Origin of the sequence: Amycolatopsis sp. WGS_07 (genome assembly GCF_045278895.1) — a bacterium.
GTDB lineage: Bacteria > Actinomycetota > Actinomycetes > Mycobacteriales > Pseudonocardiaceae > Amycolatopsis.
Genome location: NZ_CP136053.1, coordinates 9,058,314 through 9,076,618, shown reverse-complemented (window position 1 = coordinate 9,076,618; position 18,305 = coordinate 9,058,314). Strand labels below are relative to the sequence as shown.

17 protein-coding genes are annotated in these 18,305 nt (G+C 68.9%); 3 read left to right on the top strand and 14 right to left on the bottom strand.

The genetic code is table 11. The features are described 5' to 3' along the window. Positions 1-15: 15 nt before the first annotated feature. From sbnB to RPX00_RS42580, 12 genes are all read right to left on the bottom strand, one after another. Entirely contained in the window at positions 16-1,083 is a 1,068-nt protein-coding gene (sbnB, locus tag RPX00_RS42635) for a 2,3-diaminopropionate biosynthesis protein SbnB (RefSeq protein ID WP_406634339.1), read from the bottom strand. Then, positions 1,080-2,093, bottom strand: a complete 1,014-nt coding sequence (locus RPX00_RS42630; RefSeq protein ID WP_406634336.1) for a TauD/TfdA family dioxygenase — start codon at positions 2,091-2,093, stop codon at positions 1,080-1,082. The genes sbnB and RPX00_RS42630 overlap by 4 nt, the downstream gene beginning before the upstream one ends. A gap of 53 nt (positions 2,094-2,146) precedes the next feature. Next, complete coding sequence (locus RPX00_RS42625; protein ID WP_406634333.1) at positions 2,147-4,084, bottom strand: non-ribosomal peptide synthetase; 1,938 nt, start codon at positions 4,082-4,084, stop codon at positions 2,147-2,149. Next, the gene (locus tag RPX00_RS42620) at positions 4,039-4,620 is read right to left on the bottom strand and encodes a hypothetical protein (protein WP_406634331.1); all 582 of its coding nucleotides are present in this window, start codon (positions 4,618-4,620) and stop codon (positions 4,039-4,041) included. The genes RPX00_RS42625 and RPX00_RS42620 overlap by 46 nt, the downstream gene beginning before the upstream one ends. Positions 4,621-4,652: 32 nt before the next feature. Beyond that, on the bottom strand, positions 4,653-6,566 hold the full coding sequence (locus RPX00_RS42615) for a Pls/PosA family non-ribosomal peptide synthetase (protein ID WP_406643282.1): 1,914 nt from the start codon (positions 6,564-6,566) through the stop codon (positions 4,653-4,655). Next, the gene (locus RPX00_RS42610; protein ID WP_406634329.1) at positions 6,458-7,165 is read right to left on the bottom strand and encodes a phosphopantetheine-binding protein; all 708 of its coding nucleotides are present in this window, start codon (positions 7,163-7,165) and stop codon (positions 6,458-6,460) included. The genes RPX00_RS42615 and RPX00_RS42610 overlap by 109 nt, the downstream gene beginning before the upstream one ends. A 1,293-nt stretch (positions 7,166-8,458) precedes the next feature. Continuing rightward, positions 8,459-9,046 (bottom strand): nitroreductase family protein, encoded by a 588-nt coding sequence (locus RPX00_RS42605; protein WP_406634327.1) that lies wholly within the window; start codon positions 9,044-9,046, stop codon positions 8,459-8,461. 843 nt (positions 9,047-9,889) lie between these two features. Continuing rightward, positions 9,890-10,276 (bottom strand): Lsr2 family protein, encoded by a 387-nt coding sequence (locus RPX00_RS42600; RefSeq protein ID WP_406634325.1) that lies wholly within the window; start codon positions 10,274-10,276, stop codon positions 9,890-9,892. A 132-nt stretch (positions 10,277-10,408) separates the two neighbouring features. Then, complete coding sequence (locus RPX00_RS42595) at positions 10,409-11,665, bottom strand: bifunctional 3,4-dihydroxy-2-butanone-4-phosphate synthase/GTP cyclohydrolase II (RefSeq protein WP_406634322.1); 1,257 nt, start codon at positions 11,663-11,665, stop codon at positions 10,409-10,411. A 101-nt stretch (positions 11,666-11,766) separates the two neighbouring features. Further along, positions 11,767-12,177, bottom strand: a complete 411-nt coding sequence (locus tag RPX00_RS42590) for a MarR family winged helix-turn-helix transcriptional regulator (RefSeq protein ID WP_406634320.1) — start codon at positions 12,175-12,177, stop codon at positions 11,767-11,769. A gap of 3 nt (positions 12,178-12,180) precedes the next feature. Beyond that, positions 12,181-13,404 (bottom strand): CynX/NimT family MFS transporter, encoded by a 1,224-nt coding sequence (locus RPX00_RS42585; RefSeq protein WP_406634318.1) that lies wholly within the window; start codon positions 13,402-13,404, stop codon positions 12,181-12,183. After that, the gene (locus RPX00_RS42580) at positions 13,401-14,072 is read right to left on the bottom strand and encodes a FadR/GntR family transcriptional regulator (RefSeq protein WP_406634316.1); all 672 of its coding nucleotides are present in this window, start codon (positions 14,070-14,072) and stop codon (positions 13,401-13,403) included. The genes RPX00_RS42585 and RPX00_RS42580 overlap by 4 nt, the downstream gene beginning before the upstream one ends. An 82-nt stretch (positions 14,073-14,154) precedes the next feature. Between RPX00_RS42580 and RPX00_RS42575 the strand changes: the two genes are divergently transcribed. Continuing rightward, positions 14,155-14,850, top strand: a complete 696-nt coding sequence (locus RPX00_RS42575; protein ID WP_406634314.1) for a GNAT family N-acetyltransferase — start codon at positions 14,155-14,157, stop codon at positions 14,848-14,850. On the opposite strand, the gene RPX00_RS42570 is transcribed toward RPX00_RS42575, so the two are convergent. Together RPX00_RS42570 and RPX00_RS42565 are read right to left on the bottom strand one after the other, a co-directional pair. Beyond that, complete coding sequence (locus RPX00_RS42570; protein WP_406634312.1) at positions 14,847-15,428, bottom strand: TetR/AcrR family transcriptional regulator; 582 nt, start codon at positions 15,426-15,428, stop codon at positions 14,847-14,849. The genes RPX00_RS42575 and RPX00_RS42570 overlap by 4 nt on opposite strands. Before the next feature lie 9 nt (positions 15,429-15,437). Further along, positions 15,438-16,196, bottom strand: coding sequence for a creatininase family protein (locus RPX00_RS42565; protein WP_406634310.1), 759 nt, complete (start codon positions 16,194-16,196; stop codon positions 15,438-15,440). A 117-nt stretch (positions 16,197-16,313) separates the two neighbouring features. Here RPX00_RS42565 and RPX00_RS42560 point away from each other — a divergent pair, with 117 nt between their 5' ends. Together RPX00_RS42560 and RPX00_RS42555 are read left to right on the top strand one after the other, a co-directional pair. Further along, positions 16,314-17,486, top strand: coding sequence for an LLM class flavin-dependent oxidoreductase (locus RPX00_RS42560; RefSeq protein ID WP_406634308.1), 1,173 nt, complete (start codon positions 16,314-16,316; stop codon positions 17,484-17,486). Further along, on the top strand, positions 17,483-18,295 hold the full coding sequence (locus RPX00_RS42555; protein ID WP_406634306.1) for an enoyl-CoA hydratase/isomerase family protein: 813 nt from the start codon (positions 17,483-17,485) through the stop codon (positions 18,293-18,295). Before RPX00_RS42560 ends, RPX00_RS42555 begins: the two co-directional genes overlap by 4 nt. The last annotated feature ends 10 nt before the right edge of the window (positions 18,296-18,305 follow it).

Sequence of the window (18,305 nt, the reverse complement as noted above, 5' to 3'; positions counted from 1 at the left end):
AGTGGCGGACGGCGCTCAGCCATACCGGCGCAGTTCGTGGAAAAAGTCCTCGATGACGTGCAGTCCGCCGGCTTCGGACACTCTCTCGTGGACGAAGGCCCCGACCGCGAGGTCGAGGACGCCGAGCCCGAACGGGGAGAAGATCAGCGGCTGGCCCTCGGGCGGGCTGATCCGGCCGGAAAGGACGTCGTCCAGCGTGCCGAGCAGGAAATCCCGGCTCCCCGTGCGCTGTTCGACCAGATGCGGCGACGTGTTGGCTTTGAGGCAGTGGTCGACGTCGTCGACGATGTTCGCCGAGGCGAGCAGGACCTCGGGAGCCAGATCTCGCAACGAAACGTGCAATACCAGCGGGTTGTGCGCGAACCACGAGGGATCGTGCACGTGCGGTTCGCCGGCGATGGTCGCGAAGACCACCAGATCGCTTTCGCGGATCAGGCTTTCGGCGGTCTCGCGCACGGTGATGCCGCCGCTGAACCCGGAGTTTTCCAGGTAGCCGCGGAAACCGGCCGCGCTGTCCGGGTGCAGGTCGTGCACGTTGATCTCGTCGAACTCCCAGCCGGTGCCGGCGAGGAAGGTGTGGATGTAGCGGGCGATCAGGCCTACCCCGAAGAACCCGACCCGCCGCGGCCGCTGCCTGGTCCGGCTGAGCCAGTCGGCGGCGAGCGCGGCCGACGCCGCGGTCCTGGTCGCGCTGATGATGGAGCTTTCCAGGCAGGCGAACGGATAACCGGTGGCGAGGTCGTTCAGGATCAGCACCGCCGAGGCCCTCGGGATCCCGGCGGCGACGTTGCCGGGGAAGCTGGAGATCCACTTCAGCCCCGCGACGTTCGTCTTCCCGCCGAGGGAGGCGGGAAGGGCGATGATCCGGTCGGCCGGACGGTCCGGGAACCGCAGGAAATAGGACGGCGGGTTGACCGAATCGCCGGAGCCGTGCACCCGGTAGGCGGTCTCGACGAGGTCGACGACCTCCCGTTCGCGCCCGGCCAGCGCCTGCTGGACCTGTGCGCCGGAGATCACCGCGAACGGCGGCACGGCGACCGGCGCGGCGGACTCGGCGGCGCCGGTGGAAGAGAGCGTGGTCACTGGGTTTTCCCCTCGGAAGCGAGCGAGCAGTCGGACAGTCGTACCGGGTCGGCCAGCCCGACGAGCACCTCGCGCGGGCCCTCGTAGGGATCCCGGCTGTGTGCGACGCGGACGTTGTCCACCAGCAGGAGATCGCCCGCCTCCCATGGCTCGCGGACGGTGTGCTCCTCGTACACCTCGTTCAGCAGTTGCACGACGTCCTCGCCGATCGGGTCGCCGTCGCCGAAGCGGGTGTTGAACGGAAGCCCTTCGGCCCCGTAGATGTCGACCAGGTATTCGTGCACCTCGGGTGCCATCGTCCATTCGTTGAGGAAGGCGATCTGGTTGAACCAGCAGCGCCGGCCGGTGACCGGATGCCCGACGATCGCGCTGCGCCGCTGCTGGGTGCGCAGGCCGCCGTCGGGCTGCCACTCGAACTCGATCCGGTTGGCGCGGCAGTAGTCCTCGATCGCCGAGCGGTCCTCGGTGCCGAACGCTTCGGCGACCGACGCCCCGATCTCGTCGTTGAAGCTGCGGGTGAGCAGCCAGCCCTCGCGTTCGAACCGCGCGCGCAGGTCGCCGGGCAGGGCGGCTAGCACGGCGGCGGAATCGCTGACGCCGGTGACCCCGCCCGAGGACGGCGGGCGGACGCAGGCGAACAGCATCAGGCCGGGGAATTCCAGGGTGTAGCTCAGTTCGTGGTGCATGCACATCGGCTGGTTCGGCGGCCATTCCGTCGAGGAGTGCACCCCGCCGGGATACGCCGTGCGGGGCGCGAACGCCTCCCGCTCGGTCATCAGCAGGTCGGCCAGCCTCCCGAACACGGCCGCGACCGCGGCCTGCTCGGCGAGCCCGAGACCGCGGACGAGCACCGCGCCGTATTCGGCGACGAGTCTTCGCACCGCCTCCCGGTGCGTGCTCGCCCAGCCGGCCGGGTCGCCTCCGGCGTCGGCCCGCACGACCGCGGGCAGCCCTGGACGGACGTCCAGGTCCGGCGGAGAGGTCTTGGGCAGGAATTTGGACAACGACATCGTGGAATCCTTTCGATTTCCGCGGCTCACGAGGGTCAGGAACTCTGGGAAACTCAGGAGGACGCGGACCGGCTGTCGAGCAGCGCGGCCAGGTCGGCGAGCACCGGATGCCGGGCGACGTCCTTGATCGAGACCGCGCGGTTGAGCGCGATCGCCAGTTTCACCGCGGACAGCGAGGTGCCGCCGCGGTCGAAGAAGTGGTCCAGCCTGCCGATCTGGCCGGGCCGGACGCCGAGCACCTCCGCCCAGGCCGCGGCGAGCCGCCGCTCGGTGCCGGTGGCGGGTGCGCGGTAGTCGTCCTCCGCCGCGTCGAGTTCGGCGGCCAGCACGGCGAGGTTCTTCTTGTCGATCTTTCCGTTGGCGGTCAACGGCAGCCGCTCCCGCCAGTGGAACGCCGAGGGCAGCATGTACTCGGGCAGCGCGGCGGCGAGCTGCTCCCGCATCAGGCCGGGATCGAGGGGTTCGCGGCCGGAGTAGAACGCGACCAGCCGTTTGCCCTGCCCGCCGCGATCGGCGACGACCACCGCGCCGTCGCGCACCCCGGGCACCCGCAGCAGCGTGTTCTCGATTTCGCCGATCTCGATCCGGAACCCGCGGATCTTGACCTGCGAATCGCGTCTGCCGAGGAACTCCAGCTTGCCCTCGGGCAGCCAGCGGCCGTGGTCGCCGCTGCGGTAGAGCCGGGCGTCCGGCCGGTGCGGGTCGGTGGTGAACGCGAGCGCGGTGCGCTCCGGGTCGTTGACGTAGCCGCGGCCGACGCACACCCCGGAGAACACGATCTCGCCGGGAGCGCCGAGCGGGACCGGGTCGAGCTGCTCGTCGACGACGTACACGCGCACGTTCTGCACCGGCGGCCCGAGCGGCACCCGCTCCCGCGTCGGCGCGCGGTCCATCACCTCGTGGTTGGTGTCGTCCGAGGTTTCGGTGAGGCCGTAGGCGTTGACCAGCTTGACGTCCGGCATCGTGGCGAACCAGCGCTGGGCCAGTTCGGTCTTGAGCGCCTCGCCGGTCACCGAAACGCAGCGCAGGTCCGGCAGCGCGACCGGGTTCTTGTCGACCGCGGACAGCACGACCTCGAGGTAGGAGGGCACGACCTGCGCCACGGTGACCCGGCCCTCGGCGAGTTTTTCCACGAACCGGTCGGCGTCGAGGATCACGTCCTGTTCGATCAGCAGCGTGGTCCCGCCGACCAGGAGCGCGGAAACCAGCTGCCACAGCGAGATGTCGAAGCATTGCGGCGCGACCTGCGCCACCACGGAGCCCTCGGTGACGCCGAGGTCGTTGATCTTGGCGTAGAGGTGGTTGAGCATCCCGGCGTGCTCGCACATCGCGCCCTTCGGCTCGCCCGTGGAGCCCGAGGTGAAGTAGATGTAGGCGAGCTGGCCGGCGTCGACGGCGATGTCGAGGTCGTCTTCGGAGTGGTCCTCCTCGTACGCGGCGTCGACGAACAACGTCCGTACGCCGGGCTGCAGTTCGACGGCCTTGCGCAACGTGGTCGTGCTGCCCATTTCGGTCAGCACCAGTTCGCAGCCGGCCCGGCGCAGCGTGGTCGCGATGCGGTCGGTCGGGAAATGCGGCTCGATGGGCAGGTAGACGCCGCCCGCCTTGAACACGGCGAGCACGGCGGCCATCCAGTCCAGATTGCGTTCGGTCACCACCGCGACGACGTCCTCGCGCCGCAGCCCGCGCGCGATGAGCGCCCTCGCCAGGCGGTTGGCCCGCCCGTTGAGTTCCCGGTACGTCCACTGCCGGTCGCCGTGCACGGCGGCGACCGCGTCCGGATGCCGGGCCACGCTGCGCTGGAACAGCTCGTGGCAGCGCAGGTCCGGCAGTTCGACGTGCGGCCCGGCGAGCCCTTCCAGCTGCAGTTTGAGTTCCGCCGCCGACAGCAGCGTCGACTCGCGGTGCGGCGCGCTGACGTCGGTGCGGATCAGCGTGAGCGCGCTCAGGTGGTAGCCGAGGATGCGTCCGGCGCTTTCGGAATCCAGCACCCCGGTCCGGAAGCGCAGCCGCAGCGTCTCCAGCCCGGGGAGACGTCCACCTGCAGGACGGTGTCCCTGGCGAGGTCCCCGGCGGTGCCGGTCGGGTCGAAGACCGTTTCGAACGGCGGCGCGAGGATGCCGAGTTCGGTGCGGAGTTCGTCGACCGGGAAGTCCCGGAAGGCGAGCGTTTGCGCGTCGATCCGCGCGGTGTGCTCGATGAGGTCGCGCCAGGTCGCGGATTCGGTGCTCAGCCGGCACGGCAGCGGCTTCCCGCCGGGCTCGGCGACGTAGCCGGTGCACACGTCGGCCTCGCCGGACAGCGCGGACAGCACCTTGGCGTGCGCGGCGAGCAGCACTGAACTCATCGGTACGCGCAGCTGTTCGGCCAGCAGCCGCAGCGCGGCCGCGACGCCCGGCGGAATCGGCGTTTCGTGGTCGCCGACGGCGGAGCCGGGGTCGAGCGTCCATCTCGGGACGCTGGTGGCGCCACCGGCGGTGAGTACCTCGCGCCAGTGCTCGCGCCCCGCTCCCAGTCCGGTTCTCATGGGTCGTCCTTCCCGTGGTTGTCGGTGGTCGGTCACGATTTCCCCGCCGGCTGACGGCGGACGGCCCGGATTTCGTGCGCGGGGTTGCCTCCCCAGTGCTCGTGGTCCGGGACCTCGGTGCCCTTCATGAGGAAGGAGTCCGGGGCGAGCGTCGAACCCTCGCCCATCGTCACGCCGTAATGCACCAGCGCCCCGACGCCGACCGTGCAGCGGCTGCCGATGTCGATGCGGTCCATCTTGAAACCGCCGTCCTCCTGCGAATGGCACTGGATGACGGACCCGACGTTGAGCGTGACGTCGTCTCCCATGCGCACCAACGTCTTTTCGATGATCCCGGCGCCGTCGTCGAACAACCGCTTGCCGACCTTGATGCCCTGCATCCGCCACACCGCGGTCTTGAACGGGGTCCCGTCGAGCGAACGCATGATCGTCGCGGTCGCGGCCGCCTTCCAGAACCGTTCCTGCCGCCAGAACCGCCGGTCGTAGATCGAGCAGGACACCGGGCGCAGCGGCTGGATCAGGACGGTGATCCGTTCCAGCGCGATGAAGAAGAGGATGCCGTAGGACAGGAAGAGCACCGTGTCGAGCGCGAACAGCGGGGCGCCGAGGTGCGGGTAGTAGACGTCCGAGGCCCAGGTCAGCAGCAGCAATCCGTAGAAGAACAGCCAGTGCGAACCGGCATACAGCAGCATGGAAACCGCGTTGTGCCGGTTCTTGGCGGCCAGCTTGCGCCGGAATTCCTCCGGGGTCTTCGGATGGTCGAACTGGCTGTCGCGTTCCACCGAGCGCGGGATCTCGAAGCTGGGGGAGCCGAGCAGCCCGACGCCCTCGCGCACCGGGCCGTCGAGCGGGACCAGGACCTTCGTGGCCAGCAGGCAGTTGTCCCCGGTCCTGGCTCCGGCCGGGTAGACGACGTGGTTGCCGAGGAAGTTCCGCGCCCCGACGCGCACCCGGGACAGCCGGAACGAGGTGTTGGTGTACTCGGCGTTGAGCACCGACAGCCCGTCGGCGACCATCGTGCCCGCACCGGCCTCGAACAGGAACGGGTTCTCGTACTTCTCCTCGAGCCCGAAGTTGGACCCGGTCTGCTCTTCCTTGGAGACCCGGCAGCCGATCGCGCGCAGGTAGTGCACGATCGCCGAGCTGTCGCCGAGCAGGGTCTTGAAGAACCGCACGTTGGCAAGCGCCCGGATGACGCGGTGCGCGGTGTAGCGGAGGGTGTAGAGGCGGTAGACCTCGCCGGGTTTGAGCGCCAGGTTGAGCAGCCGCGGCAGCAGGCTGACGATCAGGAAACCGGTCAGCCGCAGGCCGAAGTACAGGATGAACGAGACGACGAGGGCCTTCCCGTAGAACACCGGGTTGGTGAAGTCCATTTCCGCCGAGCCGAGCCCCATCGCCGGGCTGAGGTTCGGCAGGAAGTTCACCGCGAGGCCGAGCAGCCCGAGCATCAGCGGGGCGCCGAGGAAGAGCACGGTCAGCGCCTGGCGCACGACGAAGAACGCCCGGCGGAAACTGCCGCAGGCCCGCGGTTCGACCCGCCGGTACCGCACGTCGGCGGGCACCGCGGGCACGCCGTGCCAGCTTTCCCCGTTCGGGACCGCCTGCCCGGCGTGCAGCGACGAGGCGTGCCCGAACTGGGCGTCGTCGCCGATCCGGGTCTCGATGTCGATGACGGACATCTCGCCGACGTAGGCGTGCGAGCCGATCGCGACCGGCCCGGTCCGGATCACCCCGTCCTGTGCGCGGTAGGTGGTGAAATAGGTGTCCTTGCAGATCACCGTGCCTTCCCCGACGGTGAGCAGATCGGTGCACACCGGGACGTACCGCGAAAAGATCGTCACGCCCTTGCCGATCTTCGCGCCGAGCGCGCGCAGGTACATCGAGTAGAGCGGGGAGCCGACGAACAACGGGACGAGCAGGTTCCGCTGGACCAGCGTTTTGACCACCCAGAACCGGACGTACCCGAGGCTCCAGACCCGGATTTCCCCGGTTTCCACCGGCCGACGATGATCCATTTCAGCGCGATCGGAAGCGTGCAGAGCACGACCAGGACGATCGCCCCGAAGCCGACCGAGCGCAGGTAGTAGTCGGCGAGGCCGGTGCCGGCGATGATCCAGTCGGTGCCCGCGCCGAGCACCTGGGCCACCAGGACGGAATAGGCCAGGAAGATCAGCACCTGCAGGATCCCGCAGCCGAAGTATTCGAGTGTGCTCGCCCGCTTCGGCGCCGCCGCGGGGGCGGGCTCCGGTGCCGGCTCCGGCGCTTCGGCGGCGGCCGGCGCGGTCTCGGCCAATGCGGAGACGAGACTGGCGATGGTCGGATTCCGGTAAATGTCCTTGATGGAGACGGCGGGAAGATCGGCACGCTTGCGCACCCGTGCGCAGAACTGTGCCAGCACGAGCGAGTTGGCCCCGAGATCGGCGAAGAAGTTGCTGTCGGCCGACACGTTTTCCTGCCCGGTGACATCGGCCATCACCTGAGCAAATGCTTCTTCGGTGTCGGGTGCCGGACCGGGGCGGGCGGTCGGGTACTCGGTGAGATCCATATCTCTAATAATCGGTGGATGTAACGCCGACGTAACCTACGGACGTCGGTGTTGACAATTTCGTGACCTGTTCGATGCGGGTCGTGGTGGACAAATGCAGCACAGGCAAAGATTGAGGTCTAGACCACGCAAGGAGACATTAAGTCGGCAAAGAGGACTAATGCCGCGAATGCGATTTGTTTTTCAACATCCAGTGGCATCTTTCCACGGATCCGGGACGCATCCGGCGAACGATTCCCCTGAGTCTGTTCGTCGTCGTGCGTTTACCGCAAACCGATCCTCCGCCCGGGCGATGTTACCAGGATGTCACCGGTTCCGGGAGCAGGATTCCCCGGTTGGCCGCAGCCGAACTGCTCCGCTGGGGTGAAATTAGCGGCGCCGAAGAGTGGCGGAAGATCGCTGTGCGCAGGCGGTTTCGCGCGACCGCGCGGCCCCTTCGGGTCCAGGGTCGGACGGCAGTCTAGTTTCCTTGGTCCCGATTTCGGTGACATTGTGCTTCAACCGGAATGCGCAAGTGCTGCTTCGCGGGATTGATGGCACTTTCGGGGGAATCGCCGATTTTGTGTCATCAGAGTGAACGGTGCGGCAGGCGGCGGTCCCGGTTGCGCTGTTCGGCCGGTGCCGGGCTGCTCCGCCCCGCGAGATCCGGTATGCCGGGTGTCCGGCGGCCGGAACTGAGCCGCTACTCGTGGTTTTCTGTCGGCCACGCCAGGTTTCGAGGCGTTTCCGTTTCTTCGAATTATTTTCGCGTTGGCTGGATTCCGTGCAATGGGGGTGGTGGGGAGGCAAACCGGCGGTAAACATGAAAATGACGTCGCTTGCCCCAGTCCGCCGGGATATTCGCAGCCCCGCCTGCGCCAGCGACGATTACCGCGGCACCGCTCCGGCAAGCAGCGAACCGGCCGGACGCGGCAGCGATTCACGGCCGTTACCGGCGCACGGCTCGTCGCATCGCGCACACCACGGCGACGTTGTGGCCGCGAAACGGAGTCCGCCGTTGCCGGGCATCGATCGCCCACGCACCCCGGCCGAACGCCTCAGGGTGCCCGTCCGACCGTCTTCTGGACGGCAGTGCTCTCGCCGCACCACCCGACCGGCGGCACCCCCGTCCGCCGAGGAGCTTCGACGTCATCGCAGCCGAGTCACCGTCTCCACCCCGCCGCGCTGATGGCGCTGTACAGCACCTATGGCCCAGCGACAGTCCGCCGAGCCGATCTTGACGGCACCGTCCCGCTCGGCAACCGCAGCTGGCTCACCGAACCTGCGCCGCCGCGGCCGATCCCGGCACCTGGCCTACCACTGTCCGAAGTGGACGGTCTCGGCCAGCGGCCGCCGCTTGCGGGTCGCCGGAGAGGCCCCGGCGGAGATCTTGGCGTCGGCGGCGTGGCCGATGGCGATCGCGCCGATCGGCTCGTGGTCGGCGGGCACGCCGAATTCGGTGCGCACCTTGTCGAAATCCTCCGCGCCGATGCCGAAGTACACCGCGCCGAGGCCCTCGTCCACGACCGTCTGCAGGATCAGCAGGACGGCCATGCCGGTGTCGATGTACCAGAACGGCACCGGCCAGTGGTCCTCGCTGCGGTCGGTCCACCCCTTGTCCGGCTGGGCGTAGCGGTCGAGGTAAACGTCCTTCACCGAGAACGGGATCACGATCACCGGCGCGGCCTTGGTGGCGTCGCCCAGCGTCCAGGATTCGAGGGTGTCGGCGAACCGCCGCACGTCGTCGCCCTGCAGCACCAGGAACGCCTGCCCTTGCGAAAACCCGGCGGACGGTCCGCGCAGCGCGTTGCGCATGATCCGCTGGAGGCTCTCCTCGGACACGGGTTCGTCGGTGAACTTGCGCACCATGCGCCTGCGCCGCACGACGTCCTGAAACTCCATCGCAGCCCCCCGGTATGGAAGTAGTTTCGGCAACTCTAGCGGGTGCGGGCGGTGCGCAGGGCGTGGTTATCGCGGAGCGATCTCCGCGGCCGCCCAGCTGGTCCGCTGCCGGGTTCTGCGGGGGCCGAGCGCTCCGGCCCGGGACCACGTTCCGGATTGTCCGGAGACCGCCGCCGGTGATGCCCGCCACTGGCGAGGGCAACCGCCGGGACATTCCGTTCTGGCGCCCGCGCGGTATGCAAACGGCCCGGGCTTCCCGGCACCACGTTTCGCCCCTTCGCCACGAACCGAGATCCGGCACAGACGGCCGAACCCGGCGGGGAGCGGTCTCGGCGGCCTTCCTTCCAGGAGCAGTCTGGGCGGGAGCCGCCGCTGGTGCCGGAACCCGGTGGATGTGCTTTCCGGGAGTGGTCTCGGCGAGACCCACCGCCGATGCCGAAATCCCGCCGGGCGAGGTTCCTGGAAGTGGTCTGGGCGGGAGCGGCCGCTGGTGCCGGAACCCCGCCAGGCGTGCTTTCCGGAAGCGGTCCGGACGGGAACTGCCACCGATGCCGAAAACCCGCCGGGCGAGCTTCCTCGAAATGATCTCGGCGGGAGCGGCGGCTGGCGGCCGCCGAAACCCGGGCGGCGAAGCTGCCGGAAATGATCTTCGCGAGACTCGCCACCGAAACCCTGGCGGGGCGAACCTTCCGGAAACGATCTCCACGAGACCCGCCGCCGAAACCCTGGCGGGCGAAGCGTCCGGAAAACGATCTCCCGTGAGACTCGCCACCCAAACCCCGGCGGCGGAGCTTCCCGGAAATGATCTCGGCGAGCACCGCCGGGATCATTTCCGGTGGGCGGCTATTTCCCGGCGCTCTTTTTCGCGGTGCGCTTGCGGCGGGGTTTCGCCTCCTCCTTCTGGCTTTCCTCGTACGCGGCGACCACCTCGCGCGGGATGCGGCCGCGTTCGGCGATGGCCCAGTTGTTGTCGATGGCCCAGGTGCGGATGGCCTTGGAGCGTTCGCGTTCCTCGGCGGTCGGCGCGGCCGAGTTCCGCACGGTCGTCTTGCGTCCGCCGGTCCGGCGGGCGGAGGCGATGAAATCCGCGAGCTGCTCGCGGAGGGCGGCGGCGTTTTCGTCGGACAGGTCGATTTCGTACTGGACTCCGTCGAGTCCGAAGGGGACGGTCTGCCCGGCTTCGGAGCCGTCGAGGTCGTCGATCATCTCGACGAGGACTTTCTGTGCCATCGCGGTGATTCCTCCTGGAAACGGGACGTGGTCTCCGCAAACCATAACAGGAGTCCACTGTGGCTGGTCGGCGGCGGAGAAATGTCCCGCCGCGGCGCGCGCCCGCCCGCCGCAATTTCCGGGAGGGGGCGGTCAGGAGCTTTTCCGCTCCAGGGCGGGATCGGCCGGTTCTCCGAAGCGGTGTCCCATCCGGTCCTGTTTCGTCCGGAGGTAACGGAGGTTCTGCGGAGTTTCGACCGGGCGCAGCGCGATCCGCTCGCTCACCTCGAGCCCGTATTCGGCGAGCCCGAGGCATTTCGCCGGGTTGTTGGTGATGAGCCGCAGCCGCCGGACGCCGAGGTGTTCGAGGATCTGGGCGCCGGAACCGTAGGAACGGGAATCCACGGGCAGGCCCTGCACGACGTTGGCGTCGACGGTGTCGAGGCCGGATTCCTGCAGCGCATAAGCCTGGATCTTCGGGGCGAGCCCGATCCCGCGCCCCTCGTGGCCGCGCAGGTAGACGATGACCCCGCAGCCCTCGTCGGCCACCGCGCGCATCGCTTGTTCGAGCTGGGTGCCGCAGTCGCAGCGCAGCGAACCGAGGATGTCGCCGGTGAGGCATTCGCTGTGCACCCGCACCAGCGCGCCCCGCTCGGAACGGCCGGCGGCGGCGACGTCGCCCATTGCCAGGGCGAGATGTTCGACACCGTCCAGCTTCGATCGGTAAGCGACGGCGCGGAAGTCGCCGAAGGCGGTCGGCATCGCGGCGGTCGCGACGGGTTCGACCAGTCGCTCGGTGGTCTGGCGATAACGGATCAGGTCGGCGATGGCGAGAACGGGCAAACCGTGTTCGGCGGCGAATTTCCGCACGGCCGGGCCGCGGAGCATTTCGCCGTCCGGGCCGATCAATTCGCTGATGACCCCGACTGGCTCGCGACCGGCCAGCCGCAGCAGATCGACGGCCGCTTCGGTGTGCCCGGCGCGGACGAGCACACCGCCGTCCTTCGCGCGCAACGGAAAGATGTGGCCCGGTCGGCGAAGACGTTCGGGCGGCGTGGCCGGGTCGGCGAGCGCGCGGCAGGTGTGCGCGCGTGCCGTCGCGGAGACCCCGGTGCCCGCGTCCTTGTGATCGACGGACACGGTGAACGCCGTGCCGTGTGAATCCTGATTGTCCGCGACCATCGGCGGAAGCCCGAGGATGTCGGCGCGTTCCGCGGTCATCGGCGCGCACACGATCCCGGTGGTGTGCGCGACGAGGAAGGCCAGCTGATCGGCGGTGACGCTGTCGGCCGGAAGCACGAGGTCGCCCTCGTTCTCCCGATCGTCGTCGTCGACCACCACGACCATGCGGCCTTCCTCAAGTGCGGACACGGCCGCGCGCACGTCCGCGGCGTCTGGTGGAGTGAGCATTTCTCGAACCTCCAAGTTACTGAATAATAACCTCTGAGGATGCGGTGAGCTGGTAGACCTACTCAGATGATGTTATCGATCAATAACATCGAGGGGAAGAGTCAGCCCCGTTGGAGATCGTTGACGAAGGAGCCGAGCAGGTCGGCGAACCGGGCCCGGGCCTCCGGAGACCATCCGGCGAGGGCGGCGCCGAACTGCGCGGCCTGGCGCTGGCGCTCGGCGTCGAGGATCCGGCGGCCCGCGGCAGTCACGACGAGCGGGCAGGCGCGGCCGTCCTCGGGATCGGCGCGGCGCTCGACCAGCCCGGCCCGGACCAGCCCGGCGACCTGGCGGCTGACCGTCGACGGGTGCACGCCCAGCGTCGTGGCGATTTCCCCGGCCCGGAACGGGCCCTCCTCGGCGAGCATCGTCAGCAGCCGCAAGCACATCGGCTCGACCGGTGCCGATTCCGCACGCTTGACCAGCCGCGCCAGCAAGAGAAGCTGACGGGCCACCAGGTCGGTGTCGGACATCGCTCAGCCGCCAGCCCGGACGTGCCGGTCGCGCCCGGCGCCGTACCCGGCGAAGGCCATCGCCACGCTCAACGCGATGAGCGCGAGCAGCGCGCCGGACCAGTTTCCGGTGGCGTCGTGGAGGATGCCGAGCAGCAGCGGTCCGGCGGCCGCGACCAGGTAGCCGATGGACTGCGCCATCCCGGCCAGCGCGGTGGTTTCGCCGGGGCCGGTCGCGCGCTGGCTTTGGAAGCTGAGCGCGAGCACGAGGCACACCCCGGTGCCGAGCCCGAGCAGTGTGCACCCGACGATCGCGATGCCCGGTGCCAGCAGCAGAATCGCGAACCCGGCGGCAATGACCGCCGATGCCGCCGCGGCGGGAAAACGCTGGTCAGCCCGGCCTCGGGTGAGCAGCGGCAGCACCATGCCGGTGGCCAGCGCGACGAGCTGGTAGTAGAACAGCATCCAGCCGGCCGCCGCGGTGCTCATGCCCTGCCCGCTGAGGATGCTGGGCAGCCAGGCGACCGCGGTGTAGAAGGCAAGCGATTGCAGGCCCATGAACAGGGAAACCTGCCAAGCCAGCCAGGATTTCCACGGGGTCGGAGCGGGTGCGCCGCGCGTCTGCGGGCTGTGGTCTGGCCGCGAGCCGCGCAGCCGGGGCAGCCATCCGGCCAGCGCGGCCACGGCGACGAGCACCGCCCAGGCCAGCGCCGAATGCCAGCCGCCGGGCAAGATTCCGGCCAGTGGCACGGAAATCCCGGACGACACCGCGGCGACCACGCCCATGACCGTGACGTAGAGCGCGCTGACGGTGTGCACCCGCGAGGCGGGAACGTGCGTGCGGATTACCGTGGGCAGCAAGACATTCCCCACGGCGATCGCGGCCGACAGCAGCACCGTCCCGGCGAAAAGACAGGCGATCGACGGCAGCGACCGGACCACCGTGCCCGCCGCCAGCACCGCAAGGGAAAGCACGAGCAAGCGAGTGGAGCCGATCCGGTGCGAGATGCGGCCGACGAGCGGCGAAGTCACCGCGAACATGAGCAGTGGCAACGTATTCAGCACGCCGCCCGCCGACGCCGGCAGGCCCGTGTCGTGCTCGATCGCCGGCAAGAGCGTGCCGACGCCGGTCAGTGTCGCGCGCAGATTGGCTGCCACCAAGAGGATCGCGAGCAGCATCCCGGCCGACCACTCGGGTTTGGTGATTGGTCTTCCCCGGACAACCGGGGCTTCGGTCCCGGCGGTCACTTCTCCCGTTCCGTTCCGGCCTGCGTGAGCTTCACGATCTCGGCGGCGCAGTAACGGGCCCCGACCTCGTCCTTGGCGGCGATCGCCTCGACCAGCCTGCGGTGCAGCCGGGTGTGCTCGGCGGCGGTCGCCTCAGGCCAGAGCGTGTCGCCGATCTGCTCGGCGACGGAGGCGCTGAGGACGTCGTACACCTCGGTGAGCAGGGAATTCCGGCCCGCTTCCACGACGGCCTGGTGGAAGCGGACGTCAGCCTCGGCGTCGTCCCGCGCTTCGGATTCGTCGAGCAGCCGCCGCAGGCTGACCAGGTCGTCGTCGGTGCGGCGGACCGCGGCCAGTCCCGAGGCGTACTCCTCCAGTACGGCCCGCAGTTCGAGCACGTCGTCGCGCCGCGAGGAGTTGGCCCGTCGCATCAGGACGGACTGCATCTCGCTCGACGCTCGTACGTACGTCCCGTCGCCCCGGCGCGCTTCGAGCAGTCCGAGATGCACCAGCGCGCCGAGCGCCTCCCGCACCGTCGTCCGCCCGACGCCCAGCTGCTTGACCAGGTCGTTCTCCGCCGGAATCCGCATCCCGACCGGCCATTCGCCGGACGCGATCTGCTCCCGGAGGGTGTCCACGAGTTGCGCGGCCAGGCTCGCCACGCGGTTCGGCGCTCGAAGATCGTTCATAAGGCGACCCTAACACCGAATGTCTGACATTTGTATGTGACTGGGGTCGCGGCGGGTTCAGGGGTGCGCGGATGATCGGGGGATGCGCGACGACTTGCTCGACCGGGTCCGGCAGCTCTGGCTCGCCTTGGCCGGCGTCGACGGGCCGTTTCCCGGTGCGGGGCAAGCGCGGGTGCTGGTGTCTCCCGGCTCGAAGCTGGGGCCTCCGGGCTGGGTGGGTGTGGTCGCGCTGGGCGAGGCGGTGGTCGTCACGGTGCCGTCGAAGCGCTGGCAGGCGCTGGGGGCGGGCCGGATTTCGGCCGCGGAGTGGACCGACCCGGACCGGTTGCGCCAGGTCATGCCGATCGTCGAGGTACTCGGTCCGGCGACGTTGGCCTACTTCGACGGCGACCCGGCCGGGCTCGATTCGACCGAGACGGTTTCGCCCGGTCATCCGGATCTGGAAGCCCTGCTGACGTCCGTCCCCGCCGAGGAGGCCGATGAGTCCGGCATCGCCGAGATCACCTCACCCGCCGCTGTGCTGCGGCGCGGGAGGCAGGTCATCGCCGCCGCGGGCTATCGGCGCTGGCCAGGGGAAATAGCCCAGCTGTCGGTGCTGACCGCACCGGAGCAGCGTGGGCGCGGGCTGGCGCGAGCCGTCGCCGGAGCGGCGGTGGCGCACGCCGTGGCGAACCGGCTGCTGCCGCAGTGGCGGGCCCGGCACGACGCGTCCCGCCGGGTGGCTCGGGCGCTGGGGTTCCGGGAACTCGGGGTTCAGGTGAGCACGGCGCTGAGCTAGACCGTGTCTGGCGGGACGAGCAGCGCGTTGATCGCGGCCGTGCGGATCGTCGTCGCGACGCTTGCGGGATCCAGCCCGCTGTTGAACTGGGGGATGGAGTTGATCATCGAGAACACGGCGTGTGTCAGGACCCGGTTCTGCGCGTCCGACAGATCGGGTCGCAGCCGCTCCACCAGCGCGCTCCACTCCTCGGCGTAGAGGCGCATCATGCGGCGCATCCGGTGCCGCTCCTCCTCCGGGACGTTGTGCTCGTTCTTCAGGAACACCAGCGTGGACGGCACATTCTGGAGGCTGCGCTCGACGTGGTAGTCGATCATCGCCTCGAGCGCCTTGCGCGGGTCGGTCACCTCCGCCGCGGTCTCGCGCGCGTTGGCCAGCAGGTCCTTCAGCGGGTCTTCGAGCACGGCGATCAGCAGCGCCTGTTTGCTCGGGAAGTGCCGGTACAGCGCGGGACCGGTCACGCCTGCCCTCGCGCCGATCATCTCGGTGGTGACCGCGTCGAAGGCGCGCTCGTGGAACAGCTCGCCGGCGACCTTGATCAGCGTCTGCCGGCGCGAGGAGCGCGGAGAACTCGTCATGGACCGAGTTTAGGTGAGAGTCCGGTAACGTGTCGCCGCGTACTCCGCGAGCCGGTCCGCGACCGCGCTGAGACAGGCGAAGCCCAGGTCGGAGGCCATGCCTCGCGGATTGCCGAGCACGCCGTTCGGCGCGACCGCCTTGACGCCGCCGGTTAATACCCGGGCCAGCAGGGCGTCGTTCATCGGCTCGGCCAGGCCGGCGGCGGCGCGGTCGCTTCGCACTGCTTCCGGCCGGAGGGCGAGCATGATCGAACTCTCGGCGAGGTCGGCGTGTCCGCCGATGTGGCTCTCCAGATCTGCGGCGGCGGTGCGCCAGGCGTCGAGCACGGCAGTCGAATCGGCGAAGGCGACTACGTCCAAGTCCTCGGGCATTCGCGCGGCGAGTTTGGGCTCGATCTCGCTCAGCAGCGGGTAGTTGCCGATGTGCGCGGAGAAGATCAGCACCCGGCGGAAGCCATGGGCGGCAAGGCTTTCGCAGCAGTCGAAGCAGATCGATTCCAGGGTCTCGGGCCGGAGGGACAGGGTTCCGGCGAAGCCGAGGTGATGGGCGGAACAGCCGATTCGCACGGTCGGCAGTACGAGCGCGTCGCCGAGGCGTTCCGCCACGAGGACGGCCAGCCGATCGGCGTGTTCGCTGTCGACCGACAGCGGCAGGTGCGCGCCGTGCTGTTCGGTGGCGCCCAGCGGCAGGATCGCGGTCCGCTTGCCGCCCGCGATCGCGTCCGCGATTTCCGGCGAGGTCAGGTGCTCGATCCGCAGTTCGCTCACGCGTTCCTCCGGGGGAAGTTAGTAGCAAGTAACGCTTTTCCGGGTTAGCTGAGCCTTGACCACGCTCAGGCTCCGTCCTATGTTATCGAGCAATAACATTGACCGGAAGGGGCGATCATGGACTTCATCCTCATGTCGGAGGGGGACACCCCGGTCGGGCTCACCCACGAGCACCGCTACCGGGAACTGATCGAGGAAGTGCTGCTCGCCGAACAGGTCGGCTTCGACGCGTTCGGAAGCTCGGAGCAGCACGTCGCCATCGGCACGGCGACGGTGTCCGCCCCGGAGGTGCTCTATCCGTACCTGATGGCGCTCACGAGCCGGATCCGCTTCATTCACCTCGTGACGCTGCTGCCGACGCGAATGAATCACGCGCTGCGCGTCGCTGAGCGGATCGCTACCGAGGACATCCTGTCCAACGGCCGGGTCGAACTCGGTACCGGCCGCGGCAACACGACGCTCGCGCTGCGGGCGTTCGAAGTGGACCCGACCGAGAACAAAGCCCAGTGGCGGGAAGGAATCGAGCTGATCCGCCGGGCGTTCCTCGATGACCCGTTCTCCTTCGTGGGCGAGCACTACAAGGTGCCGCCGCGCAGCCTGGTGCCGAAGCCGCTGCAGGCGCCGTACCCGCCGATTTCCGTTGCCGCAGGCAGCCCGAGTTCCGTCGAAACCGCCGCTTCGATGGGTATCGGCGCGATCGTGGGCGGCTTCTACCTCGGATACGACCTCGTGGCGAACATGCTGAAGCTCTACGACGAGACGCTCGCCGCCACCACCCATCCGTACCCGATCACGCCGCGCAAGATGGTCCTGGTCAGCGGCGGCATGCACTGCGCCGAGACAACCGCGCTGGCTCGCGAGCAGGCCCGGCCGCTGTTCGAAATGTCCAAGCTCTCCACCGACGCCTACGGCCGGCTTGCGAAACTTTCACAGGACTACGCCTACATGGGTGCGATCAAGGACGTCGACTTCGACGACGAGGAGTACCTGTTCGAGCGTTCGCAGGGCTTCGTGGTCGGCGATCCGGAGCATTGCATCGAGCACGTCCAGCGCTACGCGGACATGGGCGTGGAAGCGCTGGTGTTGCGAGTGGACAGTCTGCCGCACGACCAGCTGATGCGTTCGATCGAGCTGTTCGGCAAGTACGTGATCCCGCATTTCAAGCACCCGCGCAACGTGGTGCGCCCGGCCGAGGACGTGCTGGCCGGGATCCGGGCGGCGCGTCCCGCGCACGAGGAAGCGCTGCGCCGGTTCCAGTCCGAGGGCAAGACCGTGGAGGCAGTCCGATGAGCGAGCTTTACCAGCACGGCACCGGGAATGTTCTCGTCGAACGTCCGGCCGACGGCGTTCTGTTAATCACTATCAACCGGCCGGAGCGGTACAACGCGCTGCTGATGCCGATGTTCGAAGAGCTGAGCCAGATCTGGGCCGACGTCGAGCGCGACGACGAGACGCGCGCGGTCGTGGTGACCGGGGCGGGCGACGCTTTCTGCGCCGGAATGGACGTCCGGGAACCCGATCCGACGCCGGAAGCGGCGCTCGCGATGCTGGAGTCCGAGCGCCGCCGGGTCTCGACCCTGCTGCGGATCGAAAAGCCGATCATCTCCGCGATCAACGGTCCCGCCGTCGGCTACGGCCTGTCGACCGCGCTGCTCGCCGACATCAGTATCGCCGCCGAGGACGCGGTGCTGATCGAAGGACACACGAAGGTCGGCGTGACCGCGGGCGACCATGCCACGCTGATCTGGCCGCTGCTGGTCGGGATGGCCAAGACGAAGTATTACGTGCTCACGTCGGAGAAACTGACCGGCGCGGAGGCGGAGCGGATCGGGCTGGTGAGCCTGGCGGTGCCCCGCGAACAGGTGCTGCCGCGCGCCCTGGAGGTCGCTGGTCAGCTCGCGCAGGGTTCGCAGCAGGCGCTGCGGTTCACGAAACGTGCGCTCAATATGTGGCTCACGAATGCGATGCCCCAGCACGAATTGTCCGGTGCGCTGGAGATCCTCGACTTCGCCGGCGCCGACTATCGCGAGGCGCGCCAAGCGTTCCGGGAGAAGCGTCCGCCGGTGTTCCCCTCCGCCTCCGGCGTACCGGCGAATTGAGCGAGGGCGA